Annotated in this window: 16 protein-coding genes and 2 pseudogenes; 17 read left to right on the forward strand and 1 reads right to left on the reverse strand. The window is 37.3% G+C overall.

Features of this window, described 5'->3' with window-relative positions; translation table 11 throughout:
• The first annotated feature begins 64 nt into the window (after positions 1-64).
• The 15 genes and pseudogenes from PGU50_RS06660 to PGU50_RS06730 all read left to right on the forward strand — a co-directional run bounded on the left by PGU50_RS06660 (position 65) and on the right by PGU50_RS06730 (position 17,156).
• On the forward strand, positions 65-1,309 hold the full coding sequence (locus PGU50_RS06660; RefSeq protein WP_270246494.1) for a sensor histidine kinase: 1,245 nt from the start codon (positions 65-67) through the stop codon (positions 1,307-1,309).
• Between the two features lie 177 nt (positions 1,310-1,486).
• Entirely contained in the window at positions 1,487-2,161 is a 675-nt protein-coding gene (locus PGU50_RS06665) for an ABC transporter ATP-binding protein (protein WP_015520995.1), read from the forward strand.
• Positions 2,158-4,602 carry an ABC transporter permease gene (locus tag PGU50_RS06670; RefSeq protein WP_270246495.1) on the forward strand — a complete coding sequence of 815 codons (2,445 nt, stop codon included), beginning with the start codon at positions 2,158-2,160 and terminating at the stop codon, positions 4,600-4,602. The genes PGU50_RS06665 and PGU50_RS06670 overlap by 4 nt, the downstream gene beginning before the upstream one ends.
• Positions 4,603-4,762: 160 nt before the next feature.
• Positions 4,763-4,969 (forward strand): annotated as a pseudogene (locus PGU50_RS06675) (TnpV protein); the annotation flags it as partial.
• Between the two features lie 322 nt (positions 4,970-5,291).
• A complete protein-coding gene (locus PGU50_RS06680) occupies positions 5,292-6,053 on the forward strand; it encodes a helix-turn-helix domain-containing protein (protein WP_024853912.1) in 762 nt (253 codons plus the stop codon).
• Positions 6,054-6,292: 239 nt separating this feature from the next.
• Positions 6,293-6,976 (forward strand): response regulator transcription factor, encoded by a 684-nt coding sequence (locus tag PGU50_RS06685; protein WP_055157629.1) that lies wholly within the window; start codon positions 6,293-6,295, stop codon positions 6,974-6,976.
• Entirely contained in the window at positions 6,973-7,881 is a 909-nt protein-coding gene (locus tag PGU50_RS06690; protein ID WP_195502579.1) for a sensor histidine kinase, read from the forward strand. The genes PGU50_RS06685 and PGU50_RS06690 overlap by 4 nt, the downstream gene beginning before the upstream one ends.
• 98 nt (positions 7,882-7,979) lie before the next feature.
• Complete coding sequence (locus PGU50_RS06695) at positions 7,980-8,660, forward strand: ABC transporter ATP-binding protein (protein ID WP_117557921.1); 681 nt, start codon at positions 7,980-7,982, stop codon at positions 8,658-8,660.
• A gap of 13 nt (positions 8,661-8,673) precedes the next feature.
• Entirely contained in the window at positions 8,674-11,223 is a 2,550-nt protein-coding gene (locus PGU50_RS06700) for an ABC transporter permease (protein WP_270246496.1), read from the forward strand.
• A 142-nt stretch (positions 11,224-11,365) separates the two neighbouring features.
• Entirely contained in the window at positions 11,366-11,905 is a 540-nt protein-coding gene (locus PGU50_RS06705; protein ID WP_005348545.1) for an RNA polymerase sigma factor, read from the forward strand.
• The gene (locus PGU50_RS06710) at positions 11,892-12,671 is read left to right on the forward strand and encodes a hypothetical protein (protein ID WP_117557916.1); all 780 of its coding nucleotides are present in this window, start codon (positions 11,892-11,894) and stop codon (positions 12,669-12,671) included. Before PGU50_RS06705 ends, PGU50_RS06710 begins: the two co-directional genes overlap by 14 nt.
• Positions 12,655-13,538: pseudogene (locus PGU50_RS18120) on the forward strand (ABC transporter ATP-binding protein). Before PGU50_RS06710 ends, PGU50_RS18120 begins: the two are co-directional and overlap by 17 nt.
• Complete coding sequence (locus PGU50_RS18125) at positions 13,531-14,721, forward strand: ABC transporter permease (protein WP_117557914.1); 1,191 nt, start codon at positions 13,531-13,533, stop codon at positions 14,719-14,721. Before PGU50_RS18120 ends, PGU50_RS18125 begins: the two are co-directional and overlap by 8 nt.
• Before the next feature lie 252 nt (positions 14,722-14,973).
• Complete coding sequence (locus PGU50_RS06725; RefSeq protein WP_117557912.1) at positions 14,974-16,296, forward strand: MATE family efflux transporter; 1,323 nt, start codon at positions 14,974-14,976, stop codon at positions 16,294-16,296.
• Positions 16,297-16,304: 8 nt separating this feature from the next.
• A complete protein-coding gene (locus PGU50_RS06730; protein WP_270246497.1) occupies positions 16,305-17,156 on the forward strand; it encodes an AraC family transcriptional regulator in 852 nt (283 codons plus the stop codon).
• Between the two features lie 117 nt (positions 17,157-17,273).
• On the opposite strand, the gene PGU50_RS06735 is transcribed toward PGU50_RS06730, so the two are convergent.
• Positions 17,274-18,278, reverse strand: coding sequence for a LacI family DNA-binding transcriptional regulator (locus PGU50_RS06735; RefSeq protein WP_118199627.1), 1,005 nt, complete (start codon positions 18,276-18,278; stop codon positions 17,274-17,276).
• A gap of 272 nt (positions 18,279-18,550) precedes the next feature.
• Between PGU50_RS06735 and PGU50_RS06740 the strand changes: the two genes are divergently transcribed.
• A complete protein-coding gene (locus PGU50_RS06740) occupies positions 18,551-19,792 on the forward strand; it encodes an extracellular solute-binding protein (RefSeq protein ID WP_195502574.1) in 1,242 nt (413 codons plus the stop codon).
• Between the two features lie 12 nt (positions 19,793-19,804).
• Entirely contained in the window at positions 19,805-21,184 is a 1,380-nt protein-coding gene (locus tag PGU50_RS06745; RefSeq protein WP_117824206.1) for a carbohydrate ABC transporter permease, read from the forward strand.

Here is a 21,184-nt window from a genome sequence, read left to right on the forward strand (position 1 = left end):
GTTGAAGTAGGAATGAAACATAGAAGTTTGTAACTTTTTATAAGTTTTCAGTAACGGTAAGGCAGTGACAAAGAGATATCGCAAGAAGATTACAGTAGTGCTCTCCTTGGTATTACCTGTCATATTATTGTTTGCAATATTAAATTGCTTTACCACGTATGTGTTTTATGAAGATTATAAATATAAAATGAATCTTATGACAGAGATTGCTGCAAAGGAAGAATTTTCCGGGCTGGATGTTGTTTCGGAATTGCTTAAGGATAAGGATATTGAAACGAACGAACAGGGAAGGCAATTATTGGAGCAATATGGATACTGGGGAAATAATGGGAATACATTTTATTCACAATTCCGGCATCAGGTTATGATGACCGGTGCTGTAAGCACTTTGATATGCGTGCTTCTTTTGACCTTTTTACTTTATTGGAAGAAAAAAGAAGATGCGTGTCATCAGAAAATTTTAGACCAGTTGGAAGAAATTCTGATCAGATTCCGTGAAAATAAATTTGATGATTTACTGAAAACGGAAAATCATGCAGAACTGGAAAAATTGAATGACCAGCTTGAAGCAATCGGACATCATATTCAGTTGCTAAAGGAAGAAGCAAGGGCAGAAAAGGAGAACACGAAAGAAATGGTTTCTGATATTTCTCACCAGTTAAAGACACCGGTTGCAGCTTTGGATACATGTTTTAGTGTGCTGATGCAGAATGACTTAAGTGCCACAGAACAGGAGGAGTTTCGTATCCGTTGTCGGAGTGCTCTGGATGGACTGGAGATATTATTGCAGTCGCTTCTTGAAATATCCAAGATGGAAACTGGACTGATTCAGATTAATAAGAAAAAACTTCCGCTTATGGATACTGTCATATCTGCTGTGAACCGCACTTATCCTAAAGCGGATGAGAAAGAAATTGAATTCGTTTTTGACTATGAAAAAGAGCTGGAAACATGCACGATTATGCAGGATAAAAGGTGGTTTGGTGAAGCTGTGATTAACGTTTTGGATAATGCAATCAAGTACAGTCCGTGTGGTTCAAAAATATTTATCCGGTTACAAAAAAGAAACGATCTTGTAAGAATGGAAATTGAGGATCAGGGAATTGGTATTCCGCAGAATGAGTATCACAAAATTTTTCAACGATTTTACAGAGGAAGTTCCAAGGAGGTCATGGAAAAGAGTGGTACAGGAATCGGACTTTTTCTATCGAGAGAAATTATCGAAAAACACGCAGGTACGATTACGGTAACCTCCGGCAAAAAGAAAAAAGGAAGCACGTTTGTGATTCAATTACCATATGTTGGTTAAATTTTAAGTGAGCAGAAATCTTACAATTCTGTAAGACTTCTGCTCGTTTTTTGAAAGTGAAATGAAAGATTGCCCTGATACAATTTGGATGTAGGTTGAAAAATGACCAAATATATAAACAGGCAAAGAAAGCGTGCTGAAAAGGTACGCTTTACAGAATTGAAAAGGAGGCAACACATGAGTGTGATATTAGAAACCAAGCAGCTTTGTAAGTTTTATGGCGCAGGTGAGAATCAGGTCAAAGCGGTCAATCAGGTGGACATTCAGATTGAGCAGGGAGAATTTGTCGCAATTGTTGGAAAGTCAGGTTCCGGTAAAAGTACATTACTTCATATGCTTGGAGGGCTAGACACCCCGACAAAAGGCAGTGTTACTTTAGCAGGGAAAGATTTATACAGGATGAAGGAAGATGCCCTTGCTGTTTTCCGCAGAAGAAAAATCGGATTTGTTTTTCAGGCATTTAATCTGGTTTCATCTGTTAATGTCTGGGAAAATATTGTACTGCCACTGGGGCTGGATGGAAGAAAAGTGGATGAAGCGTATGTAAATGATATTATTGCAACTCTGGGGATTGAAAAGAGAATTTACAATCTGCCAAATCAGTTATCCGGAGGACAGCAGCAGAGAGTAGCAATTGCAAGAGCACTGGTGAATCGTCCGGAAATTATATTTGCAGATGAGCCGACAGGAAATCTTGATTCCAAGACCAGTGATGAGGTGATCGCCCTACTTAAGATGACAGCAAAAAAATATGGACAGACAATTGTAATGATTACCCATGATGACGAAATTGCACAGGTCGCTGACCGTATTCTGGTGATTGAGGACGGACAGGTGGTGGATTTTAGATGAAGACAATAAGCAGGATTGCATATAGCAATGACAAAAAGAACAAGACAAGAAGTATACTGATTATGATGTCCATATGTCTGACTACGATGCTGCTTGTGATTATCAGTACTGTGGGAAATGGAATGATACGTTTGCAGAAAAGTCAGGCGGCAGGCTCATATGGAAGCAATTATGGTCTGTTTGTCGCAGCAGATGCCTCGCAGTTAAAGGAAGTAAGCCGCCGTGCAGAAATAGATGCAATAGGAATTATGTGTACAGAAGGCATCATAAAAGGCAATGAAAATGGCGGGTTTGTCTGCATGGATGAGACTGCAAGAAAAATGCTTCCCTATAATAAGGAATATGAGTTAAAGGAAGGAAAGTATCCGGAAAAAATGCAGGAAATTGCCGCAGGAAGAGCATTTTTTCGTGCAATGGGGTATGGTGATGTAAAAGTCGGAGATACGGTTACACTGGATTACCGCGCAGGGATGCAGTCAGAATATAAGCCGGAAGAATTTGTTGTCAGCGGAATCCTATATGATCGGGATGAGTATACCATCGAGGCATCTTATGTTGCTTTCGGGTCACAGGAGTTTTATGATGAGCACGTCGCAGAGAATGACAGACAGTATAATATCTATTTTACGTTAAACGATTCTGCAAATGTATCTATGAATAATATTGAACCGGTTATAAAACAGATTGCAGCATCTTGTGGAATCGAAGAAAAAAACGTTATAGTCAATGATCTCTATTTGCAATGGGTCTTGCAGCCGAGTTATGAAACGATTGCGGTATGTGGAATTCTGATTCTTGCAATTGTACTTTTCTCTGTTGTGGTCATTTATAATATTTTTCAGGTCGGTATTGTCAACAAGATACAGGAGTATGGAAAAATCAAGGCTCTGGGAGCGACAAAAAAGCAGATGAAACAACTGATCTTCAGAGAGGGCATTTTTTTGACAATTTTTTCAATACCGGTTGGATTGCTTCTTGGTTTTCTGATTGCAAAATGCGGTTTTAACTGGCTGGTAGAACAGGGAAATCTTGTATCAACCCAAACTGGCTCTATGGGAGTCCAAAATCAGCAGGTGCCACTGCTTTCCCTGCCTGTTATACTTCTATGTATTTTCGTATCATTTCTTACCGTTGCTTTGGCGCTGCGTAAACCAATGAAAATTGTTTCACGGATTTCACCTATCGAAGCAACACGGTATTTAGAAAATGCAGAAACACACAAAAAAAGAAAACGAAATGGCAGAAAAAATGTCACCGTGTTTTCTATGGCAATGGCAAATATAACGGGTAATCCAAAAAGAACCATTGGTACCATCCTCACACTGGGGCTTTCCTGCGCATTGTTTGTGATTATCTCTAATTATGTAGGAAATATTGATACGGAGCATGAAGCACGTCTTTCCGTTAATCATGGACAATTTGAACTGCAGCTTGACTATTCTGCTGAGTACGATGAAAGATATCCGGAGAATAATCTGGATACGATTCTGACGGATAATCCATTGAATGATTCGCTGATTGAAGAAATCAAAAGCATTCCGGGCGTGACAGATGTCATGACGAGAGAGATTGTCTCTGTAAATCTGAACGGAACAAGATTTCCGGCTGCTATTGTGAGTAAAAATGATTTTGATTTTATGCGCCAGGACGGGGATATTGGCTCTATGGACTATGATCAGGCGGTAAAGAATGGTGAAATTTTCTTTGGCTGGTCGATGTGGATGGAACAAGATGGATATGCTCCGGGTGAATCCATTGCATTTGACTTTGAGAATGGAAGTGGAACCTATACCTATCAGGGAAAGATTGCAGGATCTTTTGTAAGTGCGGACACTTATCTTGTCATTCCGGAAGGTGTATACCGTTCCATGAATCCGAGGGGAACAGCCTATGGATATCTGTGGGTGGACTGTGATAAAAAAGATGTGGCATCTGTGGAACAGAGTCTGAATACTTTGATTTCTAATACTTCGCATATAAAAATGGATACCTATCATGCACAGTTACAATCTGCAGAATTCGCAGCCCGCATGATGAAGCTCGGCTGTTATCTGTTTATGGCGGTTGTGGGACTCATCGGTTTTATGAATATGGCAAACACCATGATCATGAATATTACGACAAAAAAGCAGGAATATGGTGTATTACAGGCTGTGGGTATGACAAATAAACAATTAAATTTATGCCTGCAGTTACAGGGACTGATTTTTACGGTTGGCACTATATGCGTAGCTTTGATCATTGGTCTGCCGCTCGGCTATACACTTTTTTCCTATGCAAAACATAATGGAATATTTGGAATGAATATCTATCATGTTCCAATCGTACCAATTTTTATTATGATTTTTTTGGTCGGTCTGTTGCAGATTGTACTTTCCTGCGTTTTAAGCAGTAATCTGAAAAAGGAAACGCTGGTAGAAAGAATAAGGTATCAGGGATAGCAAGTAATATGTAATGAACTAGGTCTTAACGAAGAGGAGAAATAGATAACTTCCATTTTGTATGTATGATAAATCTAAACAGTATTTTAGCAACATTTCCTACTGGTTAATTAAATTGAATAGAAATTAAACACTGTTCAATTGAGCAATCTATATGAATATGTTGGAAGGCAGATTGACAGAACATCTGAATGCTGTGGACGATGAAACACAGGAGAGGATGGATATTCTGGTGCGTCAGATGATGGAGAAGCAGGGCATTATGGAAGAAATGAAAGCTCGTGACCAGATGGAATGGGTTAGGGCGGTAAATGGTATTCGTAATATGGCAGAAGAGATTGTGTTAAAAGAATTGATTTACAGGTAAATAAAGAGCTGAACAGGTAGGAAGAAAACTCCTATTTGTTCAGCTTCTGCATTTGTAAGGGTTCAAAGAAGAATCAAATTACAATTCTATATCAGGTGACCATTTCTAAGTTCCGGAAGGTTGTTTTTTTCTGCCATGGTTATAAGTTACACAGATTTAATTATTCCATAGTATGGCTTAAAAAATATCCGAATATAACTTCACAGAAATAATTATAATGGGGAGATTATTTGATATATTTGTGCTAATATTCTGCAATTCTACTGCTAGTCGATTGATTTATGCGTACTCCCATTATAATATGTGTGCAGGAGGTGGATGTATGTATCAAATTAGTAATGAAAAATTCGGTTTATTTGTAACCGAATTAAGAAAGAAAAAGAATTTAACTCAAAAGGATTTGGCTGAAAAATTATATGTATCAGATAAAACGGTCAGCAAATGGGAACGTGGTCTTAGTATGCCTAATGTCGTATTACTCATACCAATAGCTGATATATTAGATGTTACCGTTACAGAATTGTTACGTGGAGAAAAAATAGATACACAGAAAAATATTGATACAAAAGAAGTCGAGGAATTGGTAGTAGGCTCTCTCGATATGGCTGTTAGGAATTCTATTCATCAGCATAGAAAAAACTGGATATTAGCATATTTGCTATGCTTTTTAATATCTATTACAGAAATTATTATGTTAGTCGTATCTGGGAATTCAATAGCTGAGATGAAAGATGATATATTGCTGGTTACAGGGTTAATGCTTTTATTTGGTGCATGGTTTTGTTTCTTTGCCAAAGACATATTACCAACATATTATGATGCAAACAAGATAAATTATGTTTCACAAGGAATTTTTAGAATACATCTAGTTGGTTTATCCTTTAACAATGGAAATTGGATGTACATCTGTACAACTTTAAAAATTTGGACACTTGCAACGGTTGTTCTATATCCTCTTGCAGGTATTATAATAATCAATTGTCTCAATATAGCTTTATGGGATATTTTAAGTAAAATTTTCTTAATTATGATATTAGGTGGTATGGTAGTTTCGATTTACATTATCGGGAAAAAATACGAATAATTAAATTACCTGTTATCGTTGTGGATATTACTAATTTACAACATTCTTCATGGAAAATAAGGAATGATGCAGAAGAGATTGTGTTAAGCGAATTAGCGTACATTTAAAACGTGGAAAGCTCCTTCGGGAGCTTTTTGCTGTTTATAAGTTAATTTCTGCCGGAGCTTTTGATTTAATGATTTGATTTATAAAACTGGCAATGATACAATTAGCGTAATTTGAAAGAAAGCAGAGAAAATATGAGTGAAAAGTTACTGATTGTTGAAGATGACAAAAAATTAAATGATGGAATCCGTCTGGCTTTAAAGAATGATGCTTATTTCTTTTATCAGTGCAGAACTTTGCAGGAGGCTAGAGAGATCTTGAAAAAGGAAGATATCACATTGGTTTTGTTAGATGTGAACTTGCCGGATGGGAATGGGATTGATTTTGTAAGAGAAATAAGGAAAAACAGTCAGGTGCCGATTATTCTGCTTACAGTAAATAACATGGAAGTGGATATTGTAACAGGATTGGAAGCTGGGGCAAATGATTATATTACGAAACCGTTTAGCTTGATGGTTTTGCGTGCAAGAGTGTCTGTGCAGCTTAGAAATAAAGAGGCAGCAGCTAAAAATTCTATGGAGCTTGATGGATTTGAGTTCTATTTCGATAAAATGGAATTTTTCAAAGATGGAGAACCTATTGAACTTAGTAAGACAGAACAAAAGCTCCTTAGAGTGCTGTGTGAAAACAGAGGAAAAGTATTGAAACGGGAATATCTGATTGACGAGGTATGGCAGGGAGATACAGAGTTTGTGGATGCTCATGCTCTGACTGTTGCAGTCAAACGCCTCAGAGACAAATTAGAAGATGATACGCAGAAGCCTGAATATGTCAAGACGGTTTATGGAATTGGTTATACATGGGCGGTGAATGGATGATAGAAACAATTATGTTGATTGTAGTTATATTTGTCCTGAGCGGAGTTTTTTGGTACAGCTTTTTTTATCAGAAAGAAAAAAAGCTTTTTAACCGGCTGCAGCGAATGCTGGATTGTGCAATAGATGGAGAACTGGAACGGACAGAAATATCAGAAGAAAAGTATTCTGCTCTTGAAAACAGCATGAAACAATATATAGACAGTAGTTTTCTGGCAAAAAAAAATCAACAGGAACAGAAAGAAGTGATACAAAAACTTATTTCAGATATTGCGCATCAGACACTGACTCCCATTTCAAATCTTAAAGTCTATGGAGAAATACTTTCTGAAGTGAGTAATGAAAATCAAGAGGAGATAGCTACCATTTTGGAGCAGACGGAGAAATTAGATTTTCTGATACAATCACTGGTCAAATTATCACGAATGGAGAGCGGAATTATAGCAGTACATCCGGAGGATACTGCTATTGCACAGATGTTTGCATCCGTACAGCAGCAGTTTAATGTAAAAGCAATGGAGAAGGATATTTCCCTGAATCTATTTGACACGGATTTACATGCTATGTGTGATGCAAAATGGACTGTGGAAGCACTTGGAAATATTGTAGACAATGCGATTAAATACACAGCATGTGGGGGAAATGTTCAGATAAAAGCCGAGCAGTATTCTTTCTTTGTAAAGATCGATATCATTGATGATGGCATTGGAATAGAAAAAGAAGAAATACCAAAGATATTTGGAAGGTTTTATCGGAGTCTGTCAGTGGCAGACCAGCCAGGAGTAGGAATTGGATTATTCCTTGCAAGAGAGATCATTCAGGCACAAAAGGGGTATATAAAAGTGACATCAAAGAGAGGAAAAGGTTCTACATTTTCTGTGTTTCTTCCAATAGCAAAGAAGGAATAGTATCAAAACTGTGACATTTCAGAAACCAGATGGAGACATTGTCATGATAAAGTCTGTATTGTAAAGATCAATACAGGCTTTTTTGATGGGAGGATGGCATGAATATATTAAAAGCAGTAAATTTACGAAAAATATATGGGCAGGGAGAAACAGAAGTCAGGGCTCTTGATGGTATAAACCTAGAAGTAGAAAAAGGGGAGTTTGTAGCGATTGTTGGAACCTCTGGAAGTGGAAAGTCTACATTGCTTCATATCATTGGTGGTTTGGATAATCCAACATCCGGTCAGGTCATTGTTGACGGACAGAATTTAAGCCATATGCCAGATGAAGAGCTTACTATTTTTAGGCGTAGAAATATTGGATTTGTATTTCAACAGTATAATCTGGTTCCGATGCTGAATGTATGGGAAAATATTGTTCTTCCTGTAAAACTGGATGGAAAAAAGATTGAAAAAGGTTATGTAAATGAAATCATAGATACACTGGGTATTCGGACAAAACTGGAAAATCTTCCAAGTGCACTGTCAGGGGGTCAGCAGCAAAGGGTGGCAATCGCAAGAGCATTAGCGGCAAAACCTGCTATTTTGCTGGCAGATGAACCGACAGGCAATCTGGACTCCAAAACGAGTCAGGATGTATTGGGACTTTTAAAAGTCACCAGTAAGCGTTTTCATCAAACGATTGTAATGATTACTCACAATGAGGAGATTGCCCAGATGGCTGACAGGATTTTACAGATTGAAGACGGAAAAATTGTTTCAGACAGTGGTTTGGCATAGTGAGGGCGATTATATGGTAAAAGTAGAGAATAAAGAAACGTTACGATTATTGACGAAACGTTTTATGAAAATGAACCGAGCAAGAAATATTATTGCTGTTATTGCAATCATGTTGACATCACTGTTATTTACAAGCCTCTTTGTGGGGAGCGTATCCATGATACTTTCCAAAAGAGCAACGGAAATTAAGCAATTTATGGATTCATCCCATGCTATTGCGCAGAATTTGTCAGAAGAAGATGCGGAGAGATTGCAAAAAACAATAGAACAGGATGAAGATGTGGAACGATATGGTTCCGGTATTTTTCTGGGAGCTGGAATGGACGAACGGTTTGGATTTTCCGTAGAGGTCCGATATGCAGATGAAAATATGGCAGAAAGTTTTAATTGTCTGCCAACTACAGGAAGACTGCCGGAGAAAGAAAATGAAGTAGCACTTAGCAGCACGATATTGGAATCTCTGGGTGTTACACCAAAGATTGGGGAAGAAGTAACGCTGACCTGGGAAGTAAATCCTATGCTGAAACAATATAAGACAGATACGTTTCAGATATGTGGATTCTGGCAGGGGGATAAAGCTGTTTTAGGTCAGATGGTCTGGGTATCCGAAGCCTATGCAAAGGAGAATCGTTATCCCGTTACGCAGGAAGAATTAGAAAATGGCATCTACAATGGAGAAAAAGAGTATTCTGTCTGGTACAAGAACCTTTGGAATTTGGAAAAGAAAACGGAAAAGATATCCAAAGCAGCGGGATTTACGAAAGCTGGGACAGGAATGGAAGTCAATCCGGCATATAATCTCTTTGAAGAGGATTCATTTTCATTTTCTTCTTTAATTATAATGATTCTATTTGTCATATTAGCTGGATACCTGATTATTTATAATATTTTTAACATTTCTGTGAAAACGGATATCCGGGCTTACGGATTGTTAAAGAATGTGGGGACAACGGGAAAGCAGTTGAAGAAAATTGTACGTATGCAGGCGTGGAGATTATCAGCTATTGGCATTCCAATCGGATTGCTTTGTGGTTATCTTGCAGGTCTTTGTATGGCTCCGTCCTTGACTGCAGATGCTGCAATTAGTGCACAGGCAGAAAAAACGGCTCAGACAGTAGTATCAGCAAATCCTTTGATTTTTCTTGCAGCGATACTTTTAACGCTTTTAACGGTGTATCTCTCCAGTCTGCAGGCTTGTAAAATGGTGGAAAGAGTTTCGCCTGTGGAAGCTCTGCGTTTGGCAGAAGGAGAGCAGTCACATAGGAAAATAAAAAAGAATACTTCTGTAACCTGGTGGGGGATGGCAGTTCAAAATGTGTTACGAAATTGGAAAAAGGGATTGATTGTTATGCTTTCTATCGCTCTTTCTATGGTGGTTGTCAACTGTATCGTGATGTTGGTGCAGGGATATGATTTTGATTCTTACCGAAAAGTGTTTTTAGCTTCCGATTTTCAACTGGATCAGATGACGGGAAGTTTGTCAAATACGAATTTCAACGGTATTACACCTGAAATCAAAGAGATTTTGGACGAATGTCCTGATAGTGCTAAGACAGGATATGTGTATTATTCTGAGGAAACCCACAAGATGGAGCCGGAACTTCTGAAAACATGGGAAGCATTCGCAGATAAATATGAAAAAAACTGGACCGATTATGAAGAACAGGTTTGGGAAGATGCAAAGGATTCCAATACAGTAAGTGTTCATTTTCTCGGAATCAGCGAGTCGGTGTTTGACAAATTAGAATGGAGAGGGGAAAAATGCTCTTGGGATACATTTAAAAGCGGAAATTATGTGCTTGTAGATTATGGTGATAAATATGCAGAGCATCCGGTTTCTTATTATCAGACTGGGGATGTTTTTCAGATGGAGTACAAAAATGGAAACCAAAAAGATTACGAAGTCATTGGAGAAGCACTGATGCCATATGCATTGGATTATCCGTATGCAGACCTTATCTATATTACGGTATTAGTTCCAGAAGATGAGTATATTACCCAGACGGGAAATGAATCAGCCATGTATGCTGCCATCGATGCAAAGAAGGGCGAGGACAAGCAGATAAAAGAATACATTGATAAAAATATTTTGAAAGAAAATGATATGATCAATGTGTTTTCTGTATTGGACATGAAAGAGAGTTTTCAGCGGTATGTCAGTAAATATTATATGATCGGTAGTTTTCTTGTCATTATTTTAGCTTTTATTGGCATTATGAATTTCTTTAATACAACAGCAACCTCTGTAATCAGCAGAAAAAAAGAACTGGCACTTTTGGAAGTTGTTGGAATGACGAAAAAACAGGTATCGAAAATGCTAGTGGCTGAGGGATTCCTATATTTGGGAGGCGCATTTATGATTGCAGTATTGTTAGTTGTGGTTGGAGCAAAGCAGATTTTAATAAATACGCTTGGTACGGCATTTTTCTTCCGGCTGCATCTTACGATAGTGCCATGTGTGTTTATGATTCCAATTTTGGTTGGGATCGCGTATGTGATACCAAAGTATCAGTTTGAAAAGATGAGTCGGGAAAGCATTGTTGAAAGGATTCGGAAAGAATAATAACAATATGTAAATTAGGCGTATGGATTTGATGAATCCATGCGCCTTTTTAGAAAAATATAAATAAAAACAAAAGAATCCTAACTTTTTTAATAGTAGGATTGTTATATTATTTAGAAAACAGAGGGAGGCAAATTTGCGAATGGAATACAAAACAGATTCTTTGTTAGTACATCTAGCAAGAGCAGGAGATGAAGATGCGTGTGAAAAACTGGTCAAAAAATATTACTCAAGTATATATCAATATTGTTTGCTACATATCAATGATCCCTATGAGGCAGAGGATTTGACACAAGAAGTGTTTACACGTTTCTTTTCCAATTTATATAGATATAAAGAATATGGAAAAGTTAAGAATTATCTTTATACAATTGCCGGAAATACCGTTAAAAATTATTACAAAAAGAAAAAAGATATTCCATCAGAGGAACTGCTAAAATCAGAGGACTGTAGTAAAAATCATGTAGAAGAGCTAGGAGTCCGATTAACTATTGAACAGGCAGTGAGAAAGTTACCGGAAGAAATTAGAGAAACGGCAGTTTTATATTTTTTTCAGGAATTGAAGCAAAGAGAAATTGCAGAATTACTTCATATCAAACTTTCTCTTGTAAAATATCGAATCGGAAGAGCAAAAGAACTTTTAATGAAAGAGTTGGAGGTGAAAAAAGATGAAGAATTATAAGCAACAAATAAAGGAATATAAAGAGGAGATTGAAGAAAAGTATGTAAGGGCTGAAGCAGAGAACAAAACAGTAAAAGCATGTCAGAATATTTTGTCAGAGTCGGTTTTATCGAAACAATCGCATAGAACATCTTATTTTGAATTTTTGTATGAGCAGACAAAATTCATAAAAAAAAGATGGTGGATTTTACAAGGTTGTGTTCTTATGTGTCTATGGATATGGTTGAGTAATTATACGTCAGACATAAAAGATATGATGAGGATTATGGGAATATCTGCCACAATATTTGTGGTTCTGATTATCCCGGAAATTTGGAAAAACAGAAGAAATGGTGCGATTGAGATTGAGCAGGCGTCTTATTACACACTGCGTCAGATTTGTACAGCAAGAATGTTAATGTTTGGAGTAGTGGATCTGGTGATCGTTATGGTGTTTTTGGCAATTACATATCAAACAACAATACTCTCGTTAAGTGATTTGGTGGTTAATTTTTTGCTTCCGGTAAATGTTTCATGTTGTATATGTTTTCGTGTATTGTACAGCAGATGGGAAAAATCAGAATATATAGCAGTGCTTTCTTGTCTGGTATGGGTTGGTTTATGGATGATGATTGTTGCAAATGATGTTATTTATCAGAAAATTGTAACTCCGGTATGGGTGGCTATGCTGATATTGACTTTTGTATATTTTATTTTTTGTGTTCAGAAGTCATTGGTATTTGATGAAAAAATTTTGGAGGAATACATGTATGAAATTAGAAATTAAAAATGTAACAAAACAATACGGAGAAGTAAATGCTGTCAATAAAGTGAATTGTGTTATGAAAAAAGGAATTTATGGACTGCTTGGAGTAAATGGAGCAGGAAAGACCACATTAATGCGTATGCTTTGTACGATTGTTCAACCATCAGCAGGACAAATATTATGGAATGGTAAAGATATATGGAAACTAGGAGGTGAATACCGAGAAGTTCTGGGATATTTACCACAGGATTTTGGATATTATCCAGATTTGACCGTATATGATTATATGATGTACATTTCTTCTATAAAAGGGTTAAAAATGCCGTTTGCCAGAAAAAAAGTGAAGCAATTATTAAATCAAGTAGGAATGGAAAAATTCAGTAAAAGAAAAATGAAGAATTTGTCTGGAGGAATGGTTAGACGTGTAGGAATAGCACAGGCGATGTTAAACGATCCGCAAATTCTTGTCCTGGACGAACCTACCGCTGGATTAGACCCGAATGAAAGAATACGTTTTCGTAATTTAATTAGTGAATTGTCGGAAGAACGTTTGGTGCTCTTGTCTACACATATTGTATCGGATATTGAGTACATTGCGAATAACATTATGTTAATGAAAGATGGAGAACTTTTTTATGCAGGTACTGCGGAAGATTTAGTATCTTCTATGAAAGAAAAGGTATGGCAATGTAATGTTTCGAGAAGTATGATAGACAAATATATGAATGAATATTTGGTTGGAAATATAAAAACAACAAAAACCGGAGCAGAGCTTAGAATTATTTCAATAGAAAAGCCAACAGAAGATGCTGTGGCTGTAGAAAAAAACTGGAAGATGCATTTCTATTTTATTTTGGAGAAAAATCGGAGGAAAAACAAGATGCTTAAATTAGAATTAAAACGAATTTTTTCAAAGAAAATTAATGTATTTGCAATCGGATTGGCATTGATACTTGCTGTCATTTTTAGCGGATTTGCAGTTACAAGTAATCGCTATGTGGATGAGAATGGAAATGCTAGCACTGGAATTATGGCAACAAGAAAACTTACAGATAACAGACGAGCATGGAAAGGTACATTGACAGAAGATGAACTTGGAAAAGTTATAGAACAAAATAAAAATGCGGTGACACAATCCTCAGAAGAAAATGCGATTTACGGAACGACATTACAACCGATAGATGATATTAGGAGTTTTATAATATCGGTATTAACACCGGATGCAGAATATGATGAAAGTGTTCTGAATCAAATTACAGAAGAAAATATACAAGAGTTCTATGACACTTATCATAAAAATATGGAAAAGATGGCAGAAGAATATGGAAAGACTTCTGTTCAGAAAAAATACTTGGAAAAGAAATATAATGAAATAAAATTACCAGTAGAATACGAATCTTATAGTTCATGGGATACGATGATTATGTATGTAGAAACGTATTCTATTATTCTGGCAATCATAGTTGGTTTTATTTGTGCTGGAATATTTGCAGATGATTTTCAGACAAAAGCAGATGCAGTATTTTTCTCTACAAAGTATGGACGTACAAAAGCTGTTAAAACAAAAATACTGGCAGGAATAGTTACGACAGTTATGATTTATTGTATGGGAATTATATTACTTAGTGTGATTTGTTTTGGAATTATGGGAACCAGTGGTATGAATACACCCTATCAAATGTATCAGGCATATAGTATTTACATTATGTCATATGGACAATACTATTTGTTGACAGTTGTATGTGGATTTATAGCCAGTATGCTGGCGGCTTCAGTGTCTATGTTAGTAGCGGCTAAAATGCATACAATTAGTGTCGCTGTTTGCATTCCGTTCTTTTTATATTGCTTATTGCCATTTATAGGACGGGCACTTTCTGTGTATACAACGCTTTTCAATTTGATACCAACAATTTTGACAAATGTACAGGCAAGTGTAAAAGTCCCACTTATTTATCAGATTGGGAATTGTGTATTTCGACAAATTCCGCTTGTAATGGTAATGTATACAGTGATGGCAATAGCCTTACTGCCTTTTATTTATAAAAGTTTTCGCAGATATGGAAATAGGTAAAAATTGTATTTATTTTGTTAAAAGACCGGATAGAGTTTTTCCAATGGAAAATCCAATCTGTGGATATAACTTCTGAATTTCCTGTACTTTGGCATAATCCAGACAGTCATCGGAATGGTATAGCTTCCCCCGAGTACTCTTCAAGCTAAAGTAGAAATAGTGCAACTTTTACATGATATTATACAAGAATTACATAGAAATATATCGTATTATTGATATGGTATTCTTGAATTGTATGTGAGGAGAAAAACTATGGCAGCGGAAAGAAAAACATTAACACAGCTATCTGTGCCAATATGCTTAGAAACTTTATTTTATATGCTTTCAGGTATGGTTGATACGCTTATGCTATCATCTGTAAGTGATCAGGCTGTAGGAGCAGTGGGAACAGCAAATACATATATAGGTGTTTTTATTATTATGTTTGGAGTAATATCATCGGGTATGATAGCCGTTATGTCACAAAATATCGGAGCTGGAAGACCGGGGATAGCATATCAGGCAAGGCAACTTGGACTTATATTCAACGCATTGATAGGTATCGTAATGTCTGTCGTTCTTGCTACTTTTTCTGGTGGGATACTTAGAATCGTAAGTATTGCTCCGGCTTTGCTTGAGCCGGCTGAAATATATCTTAGAATTGTTGGCGGCACATGTTTTTTAAATGCACTGATTCCTATTTTCTCCAGTTATTTGAGAGTGTTTGGATATACAAAACATTCTTTGATAGGAACGGTTGTTGGAAATGTTCTCAATATAATACTTAATTCAGTATTTTTATTTGCATTCAACTGGGGTGTGATGGGAGTTGCTGTTGCCACGGTTATTTCGAGAGTTGTAAATCTTATTATTGTAGCCGGCATGGGGGCTGTACTTATAAAAGCAAAGCAGAGTCCTGAGCGAATTACATCAAGAAAGATATTTGCACAGATTGTTAAGATTGGTTTTCCTTCTGCGCTTGAAACAGCACTTTACAACATCGCAATGACATTTATAGTGCGTTTTATGAATCAGATGGATGTGGATGGAATGAATGTTACAGCGCGTTCATATGCGATACAGATTGCAAATTTCTCGTATTGCGTGGGAGCTGCCCTTGCTCAGGCAAATGCAATTATGACCGGCTGGAGAATTGGAGCAAAAGAGTTTGAGGAATGTAACAAGGGGACGAGAAAAGCTGCGATATATGGTATCATCACAGCGACATGCTTTTCCGTGACCTTTGCATTTGCCGGACATTTTATCGTGCATATATTTACGGATGATATACAGATGATAAATCTTGTGGTAAAGTTGTTAATAGTAGATATATTTCTTGAACTTGGAAGGGTAACAAACCTTGTATATGGGCAGGCGTTAAAAACGAGCGGAGACGCATTTTTTCCGGTTATATTAGGTGCGATATTTATGTATTTGTTTGCAGTTGGCGGAACCTATTTTCTCGGAATACACATGGGACTTCTGGCTGTAGGAGCATATATTGCTATGGCAGGTGACGAATGTGCGAGAGCAGTGGGAATGGTACTTAGATGGAAGAGTGGAAAATGGAAAAGTAAAGGTCTTATAGAAGTATAGGAGAGATTATGTACTTTGAATTAAAGGAAAATAAACCACATGGTACAAAGGATGATCCGTTTAGTACATATCATATAAAAAATGAAGGACGATCATTTCAGATACCGGTTCATTGGCATGATGAACTGGAAATTATATATGTAAAAAGTGGTTTTTTGACTGTTAGTATATCAGGAGAAAATTATATTGGAACCCCCGGGGATGCTTTTGTAGTGTCGCCGGGTAATCTGCATTTTATGGGTTCACAGACTGGTACAGTGGATTATTTTACTTTCCTTTTTCCGTTAAAATACATATCTTTTTGTATAAATGACATGTTGGATGCTAAATTACTGGAGCCGTTAAAAAATGGTCATCTGATGATAAGTCCAAGAGTAAAAGATACAGCAAAAGAACTATGTGAGCAGTTGGTTGAAATATATGTGGCAAAAAATAAGAAAACTGAGTCCATAATATCTGCTCAGATAAAGACAAAAATAATTCTTTTACAATTTATTCTTGAAATGTGGGAGAGGGGCTTTGTAATTGAAAATGATAAAAGCGGGAGAAATACGATAGAAAAAGAAATGATTTCATATATACAGCAGAATTTTATGGAAAAGATATCATTAAAAGAGTTCGGTGAGCAGTTTCATCTTTCGGAAAAATATATATCGCGATATTTTAAGGAACATTTTCATATTACACTTTCGCAATATATAACACATTTACGGTTAGAGCATGCAAAACAGCTGTTACAAGATACGGATACTCCTGTTACAGAGATCGCAATGCAGAGTGGATATCAGAATGTAAGCTATTTTATCAGAAGCTTCAAAAAAACATATGGAGTTTCTCCGTTAAAATATAGAAAAAAATAAGCTGGGTATATGGTTAGGATAGGACTGGGAAAATATAAAAGATGCCATCAAAAAAGGTTAGGAAACAACCGAAAGGGAGTTTCCTAACCTTTTTGTATAAAAATAATTAGATAAATATTATGTCACAGGAACTTCTCCCGTAGATTTTCGTTCAATTAGCTGCGCATGTAACAAAAATGTACTGATTGAAATGCTATTAAGCAGGCTTGATAGTGCAAAGAACCCGCTTTTCCCAAGTTCAAGCCGGTCTTGTCTGACTGTAGTCAATGGAGGAGACGTATATGCTGCAATCGGAATATCATCAAATCCAATAATACTGATATCCTCAGGCACCTTGTATCCTAGTTGTTGACACTGGATAAGGGCTGAATTGGCAAGAGTGTCCTGACTACAGATGATAGCAGTCATTCCTTTTTCCAGAAACCGAGGCAGGTGCTTTTCCATACATTCAGACAAATAATAAGAGCAGCCGGTAGAATCAGAAGAAGTCTTCAGTCCATGCTGGTGCATGGCACGGAGAAAGGCTGCATGTCGTATCTGAAGAATCTGAGAGCCAAGAGAACCGCTGAGATAGGCAATCTTACGATGCCCAAGTCTGGCAAGATAAGAGACAGCAAGTTCCATTCCCTCATCATTATCAATACCTACATAAGCAGTAGAAGGATTCCCAATAATATAGTTATCGAAAAGCACGGCAGGAGTGTGGCTGGTTTTAAAATCCTGAATCCAAGGGTCGTTCAGGGAAAAGCCGATTGCAAAAGCTCCTACGTAATCATGCTCCAACATAAAAACATCATAACGTTGGTTCCGTTGCATTTGAACGTCCACAGGTACGATTTCAATATCAAAACCGGCTGGTTCAGCCATTTGGCGAAAACCAAGCAGAATGTCATAGGCAAAATGATGTGGCTCTTCGTATTGTATATTCTCTTTTTCTGTTATAATACAGATTTTTTTTACGGGTTTCTTATAACGACGTAGTTTAGTATAACCCAGGGCTACAGCAGTTTCTAAAACCTGTTTCCGTAAAGTTTCGCTGATATCAGGTGCATCATTGAGTGCTTTGGATACAGTACTCTTGGAAACATTCATCTTATCAGCAATATCTTGGATTGTAGTCATAATATGTGATCCTTTCATGAAGTAGGAAAATAAATCTTATTTTATTATATACAATGATATAGTAAAAAGCAATGAACTATAGGAAGAATAAAAGTTTAGACGAGTTTCGAAAACAAGAAAATAAAAAATAATGCACAAAAAAACAAGGTTGGAAATGTGAAAAAATAACAAAAAAAAGCAGCGGATTGAAAAGAGATTGACGAAAAATTGAAAAAGACGTATATTAAGTTTAACGAAACAATACGAAACAGAAAATGAAAGGAAGAAAGACGATGAAAAGAGGGCTAGCAACATTTCTAACAGGAATCATGACTGTAACGCTGGTGGCAGCAGCACTAACCGGATGCGGGAGCAGTACGGCGGATAAAAGGTCAGAAAAAGTCAGACTGATGGTATGGTCTCCATCCGAAGATCAGTCAAAAGACAGTGGTGAATGGCTTCAGACAATGTGTAACAATTTTGCAAAAGAGCACCCGGAATGGGATATTACATTTGTCTATGGAGTAGCTGACGAAGCGACTGCCGCAGATCAGGTGGCACAGGATCCGGAAGCAAGCGCAGATGTATTTTTGTATGCAAATGATAGGATCACATCGCTTACAGATGCGGATGCAGTAGCAAAATTTGGTGGAAAGTATAAAGAAGAGATTGAATCAACCAACTCGGAAGAGCTTCTAGATTCGTTGACGGTTGACGGAGAACTTTACGGGGTTCCGTTTACAACTAATACCTGGTATATGTTTTATGACAAGTCTGTATTTTCAGAAGAAGATGTGAAAAATCTGGATACGATGCTGGAAAAAGGAACAGTATCCTTCCCATTCACTAATTCGTGGTATCTTCCGGCATTCTATCTGGGAAATGGATGCACCTTGTTTGGAGATGGAACAGATGAGTCAAAAGGAGTTGATTTTGCAGGAGAAAAGGCAGTGGAAGCAACCAATTATGCAATTGATCTGGCAGCAAATCCAAATTTTAAAATTGATGCAGATGGATCAGGACTTGCAGGACTTCGTGATGGCAGTGTAAAGGCAATGTTTACCGGATCGTGGGATGCAAATGCAATAAAAGAAGCACTTGGAGAGAATATGGCAGTTTCATCGCTTCCGACTTATACAATTAACGGACAAGAGAAGCAGATGCTAGCATATGCCGGTTCAAAGGCAATCGGAGTTAATGCACATAGTGAATGTATGGAACAGGCAGTTGCACTTGCTGTTTATCTGGGAGGAAGTGATGCACAGAGAGCACACTACGAGATGAGAACCGTGATTCCATGTAATACAGAACTTCTGAAAGAAAAGGATATTGCATCCGATCCTCTTGTTCAGGCACAGAATGATACCTTTAATAATACATCAATACTCCAGCCGTTCGTGGCATCCATGAGTAATTGCTGGACACCGGTCGAGAATATGGGAAAAGGAATTCGTAACAAGAGTGTGACACACGAAAATGCCGAAGAACAGACGGAAGCAATGAATGAAGCAATGAACAGCAATGGAATTAATTAAGAGGTGAGCGGAATGAGTATGTTTAAGAAAAAAATCAATGAATTTCCAACGCCATATACCTGCAAAAATGCAGTGAAAAAAGGTGGAGTAGAGACTAAGCTTTCCATGATTCTGATGGGATTTGGAAACATTGTACATGGTCAGATTATCAAAGGACTTTTGTATCTGGCAGTTGAAATTGCCTACATCGTCTTTATGGCAGTAAATGGAATTGGGTTTATCGGTGGTTTACGGACACTTGGAACTGTGCAGCAGCAAGAAGTATGGGATGAAGCGAAGCAAATCTATATTTATACAAAAGGAGATCAGTCCGTTCTGATTTTACTTTATGGTGTGGCGACAATCTTGTTGACAATTCTTATGATCCTTGTATGGAGAGGAACCTTAAGAAGTGCATATAAAGCAGAATGTATTCAGAAAGCGGGAATGCATGTAAATACATTTGCAGAAGATCTGAAATCCTTTCTGCATGAGAATCTGTATCGCTTGTTTATGACGCCACCAACGGCATTCATCTTTGTGTTTACTGTACTTCCGTTGGTGTTCATGATCTGTATGGCATTTACTAATTACAGCCGTATCGGCAACCATCTGATGCTGTTTGACTGGGTGGGACTTGATAATTTCAAGACATTGTTTGATTCCGAAAGTATTCTTGGAAGTACCTTCTGGTCTGTTTTGGGATGGACGATCATCTGGGCGTTTTTTGCAACTTTCAGCAATTATATTTTTGGAATGATCCTTTCCCTTCTGATTAACAGAAAGGGAACAAAAGCAAAAGGATTCTGGAGATTTTGTTTTGTTCTTTCCTGTGCAGTGCCGATGTTTGTATCTCTTTTGATCATGCGTACCATGTTGCAGCCGGAAGGAGCGGTCAACGTACTTCTCAGAAATATTGGATTGATTGCAAGTGATGCAAGCCTTCCGTTTTTTACAGATGCGACATGGGCGAGAGTGACTGTTATCATCATCAATGTCTGGGTAGGAGTACCGTATACACTGCTTCAGCTGACAGGTGTACTTCAGAACATCCCGGGAGAACTTTATGAAGCCGCAAAAGTGGATGGAGCAAATGCATTCCAGACATTTACAAAGATCACGCTGCCATATATGTTGTATGTGACAACACCGTATCTGATCGTAACCTTTACGGGAAATGTCAATAACTTCAATGTCATTTATCTTCTTTCAGGAGGAGATCCGGTAACAAACCTTTCTTCAACTGCAGGTAAGACAGACCTTCTGGTTACATGGCTTTACAAACTGACAATTGATAAACAGTACTATAATATTGGTGCGGTAATCGGAATTATGACCTTTATCATTCTGGCAATCGGTTGCCTTCTTACATACCGTAACAGTAAATCCTATAAAGAAGAAGGAGGATTTTAA

Origin of the sequence: Coprococcus sp. AM11-30B (assembly GCF_027674365.1) — a bacterium.
Taxonomy (GTDB): domain Bacteria; phylum Bacillota; class Clostridia; order Lachnospirales; family Lachnospiraceae; genus Allocoprococcus; species Allocoprococcus comes.

Excerpts from the sequence above, each read along its gene's own strand:
- PGU50_RS06710 (WP_117557916.1), top strand. The coding sequence starts at position 11,892 with ATGAAGAATTATAAGCAACAAATAAAGGAATATAAAGAGGAGATTGAA.
- PGU50_RS06690 (WP_195502579.1), top strand. The coding sequence starts at position 6,973 with ATGATAGAAACAATTATGTTGATTGTAGTTATATTTGTCCTGAGCGGA.
- PGU50_RS06740 (WP_195502574.1), top strand. The coding sequence starts at position 18,551 with ATGAAAAGAGGGCTAGCAACATTTCTAACAGGAATCATGACTGTAACG.
- PGU50_RS06665 (WP_015520995.1), top strand. The coding sequence starts at position 1,487 with ATGAGTGTGATATTAGAAACCAAGCAGCTTTGTAAGTTTTATGGCGCA.
- PGU50_RS06730 (WP_270246497.1), top strand. The coding sequence starts at position 16,305 with ATGTACTTTGAATTAAAGGAAAATAAACCACATGGTACAAAGGATGAT.
- PGU50_RS06745 (WP_117824206.1), top strand. The coding sequence starts at position 19,805 with ATGAGTATGTTTAAGAAAAAAATCAATGAATTTCCAACGCCATATACC.
- PGU50_RS06700 (WP_270246496.1), top strand. The coding sequence starts at position 8,674 with ATGGTAAAAGTAGAGAATAAAGAAACGTTACGATTATTGACGAAACGT.
- PGU50_RS06685 (WP_055157629.1), top strand. The coding sequence starts at position 6,293 with ATGAGTGAAAAGTTACTGATTGTTGAAGATGACAAAAAATTAAATGAT.
- PGU50_RS06680 (WP_024853912.1), top strand. The coding sequence starts at position 5,292 with ATGTATCAAATTAGTAATGAAAAATTCGGTTTATTTGTAACCGAATTA.
- PGU50_RS06735 (WP_118199627.1), bottom strand. The coding sequence starts at position 18,278 with ATGACTACAATCCAAGATATTGCTGATAAGATGAATGTTTCCAAGAGT.
- PGU50_RS06670 (WP_270246495.1), top strand. The coding sequence starts at position 2,158 with ATGAAGACAATAAGCAGGATTGCATATAGCAATGACAAAAAGAACAAG.
- PGU50_RS06725 (WP_117557912.1), top strand. The coding sequence starts at position 14,974 with ATGGCAGCGGAAAGAAAAACATTAACACAGCTATCTGTGCCAATATGC.
- PGU50_RS06705 (WP_005348545.1), top strand. The coding sequence starts at position 11,366 with ATGGAATACAAAACAGATTCTTTGTTAGTACATCTAGCAAGAGCAGGA.
- PGU50_RS18125 (WP_117557914.1), top strand. The coding sequence starts at position 13,531 with ATGCTTAAATTAGAATTAAAACGAATTTTTTCAAAGAAAATTAATGTA.
- PGU50_RS06695 (WP_117557921.1), top strand. The coding sequence starts at position 7,980 with ATGAATATATTAAAAGCAGTAAATTTACGAAAAATATATGGGCAGGGA.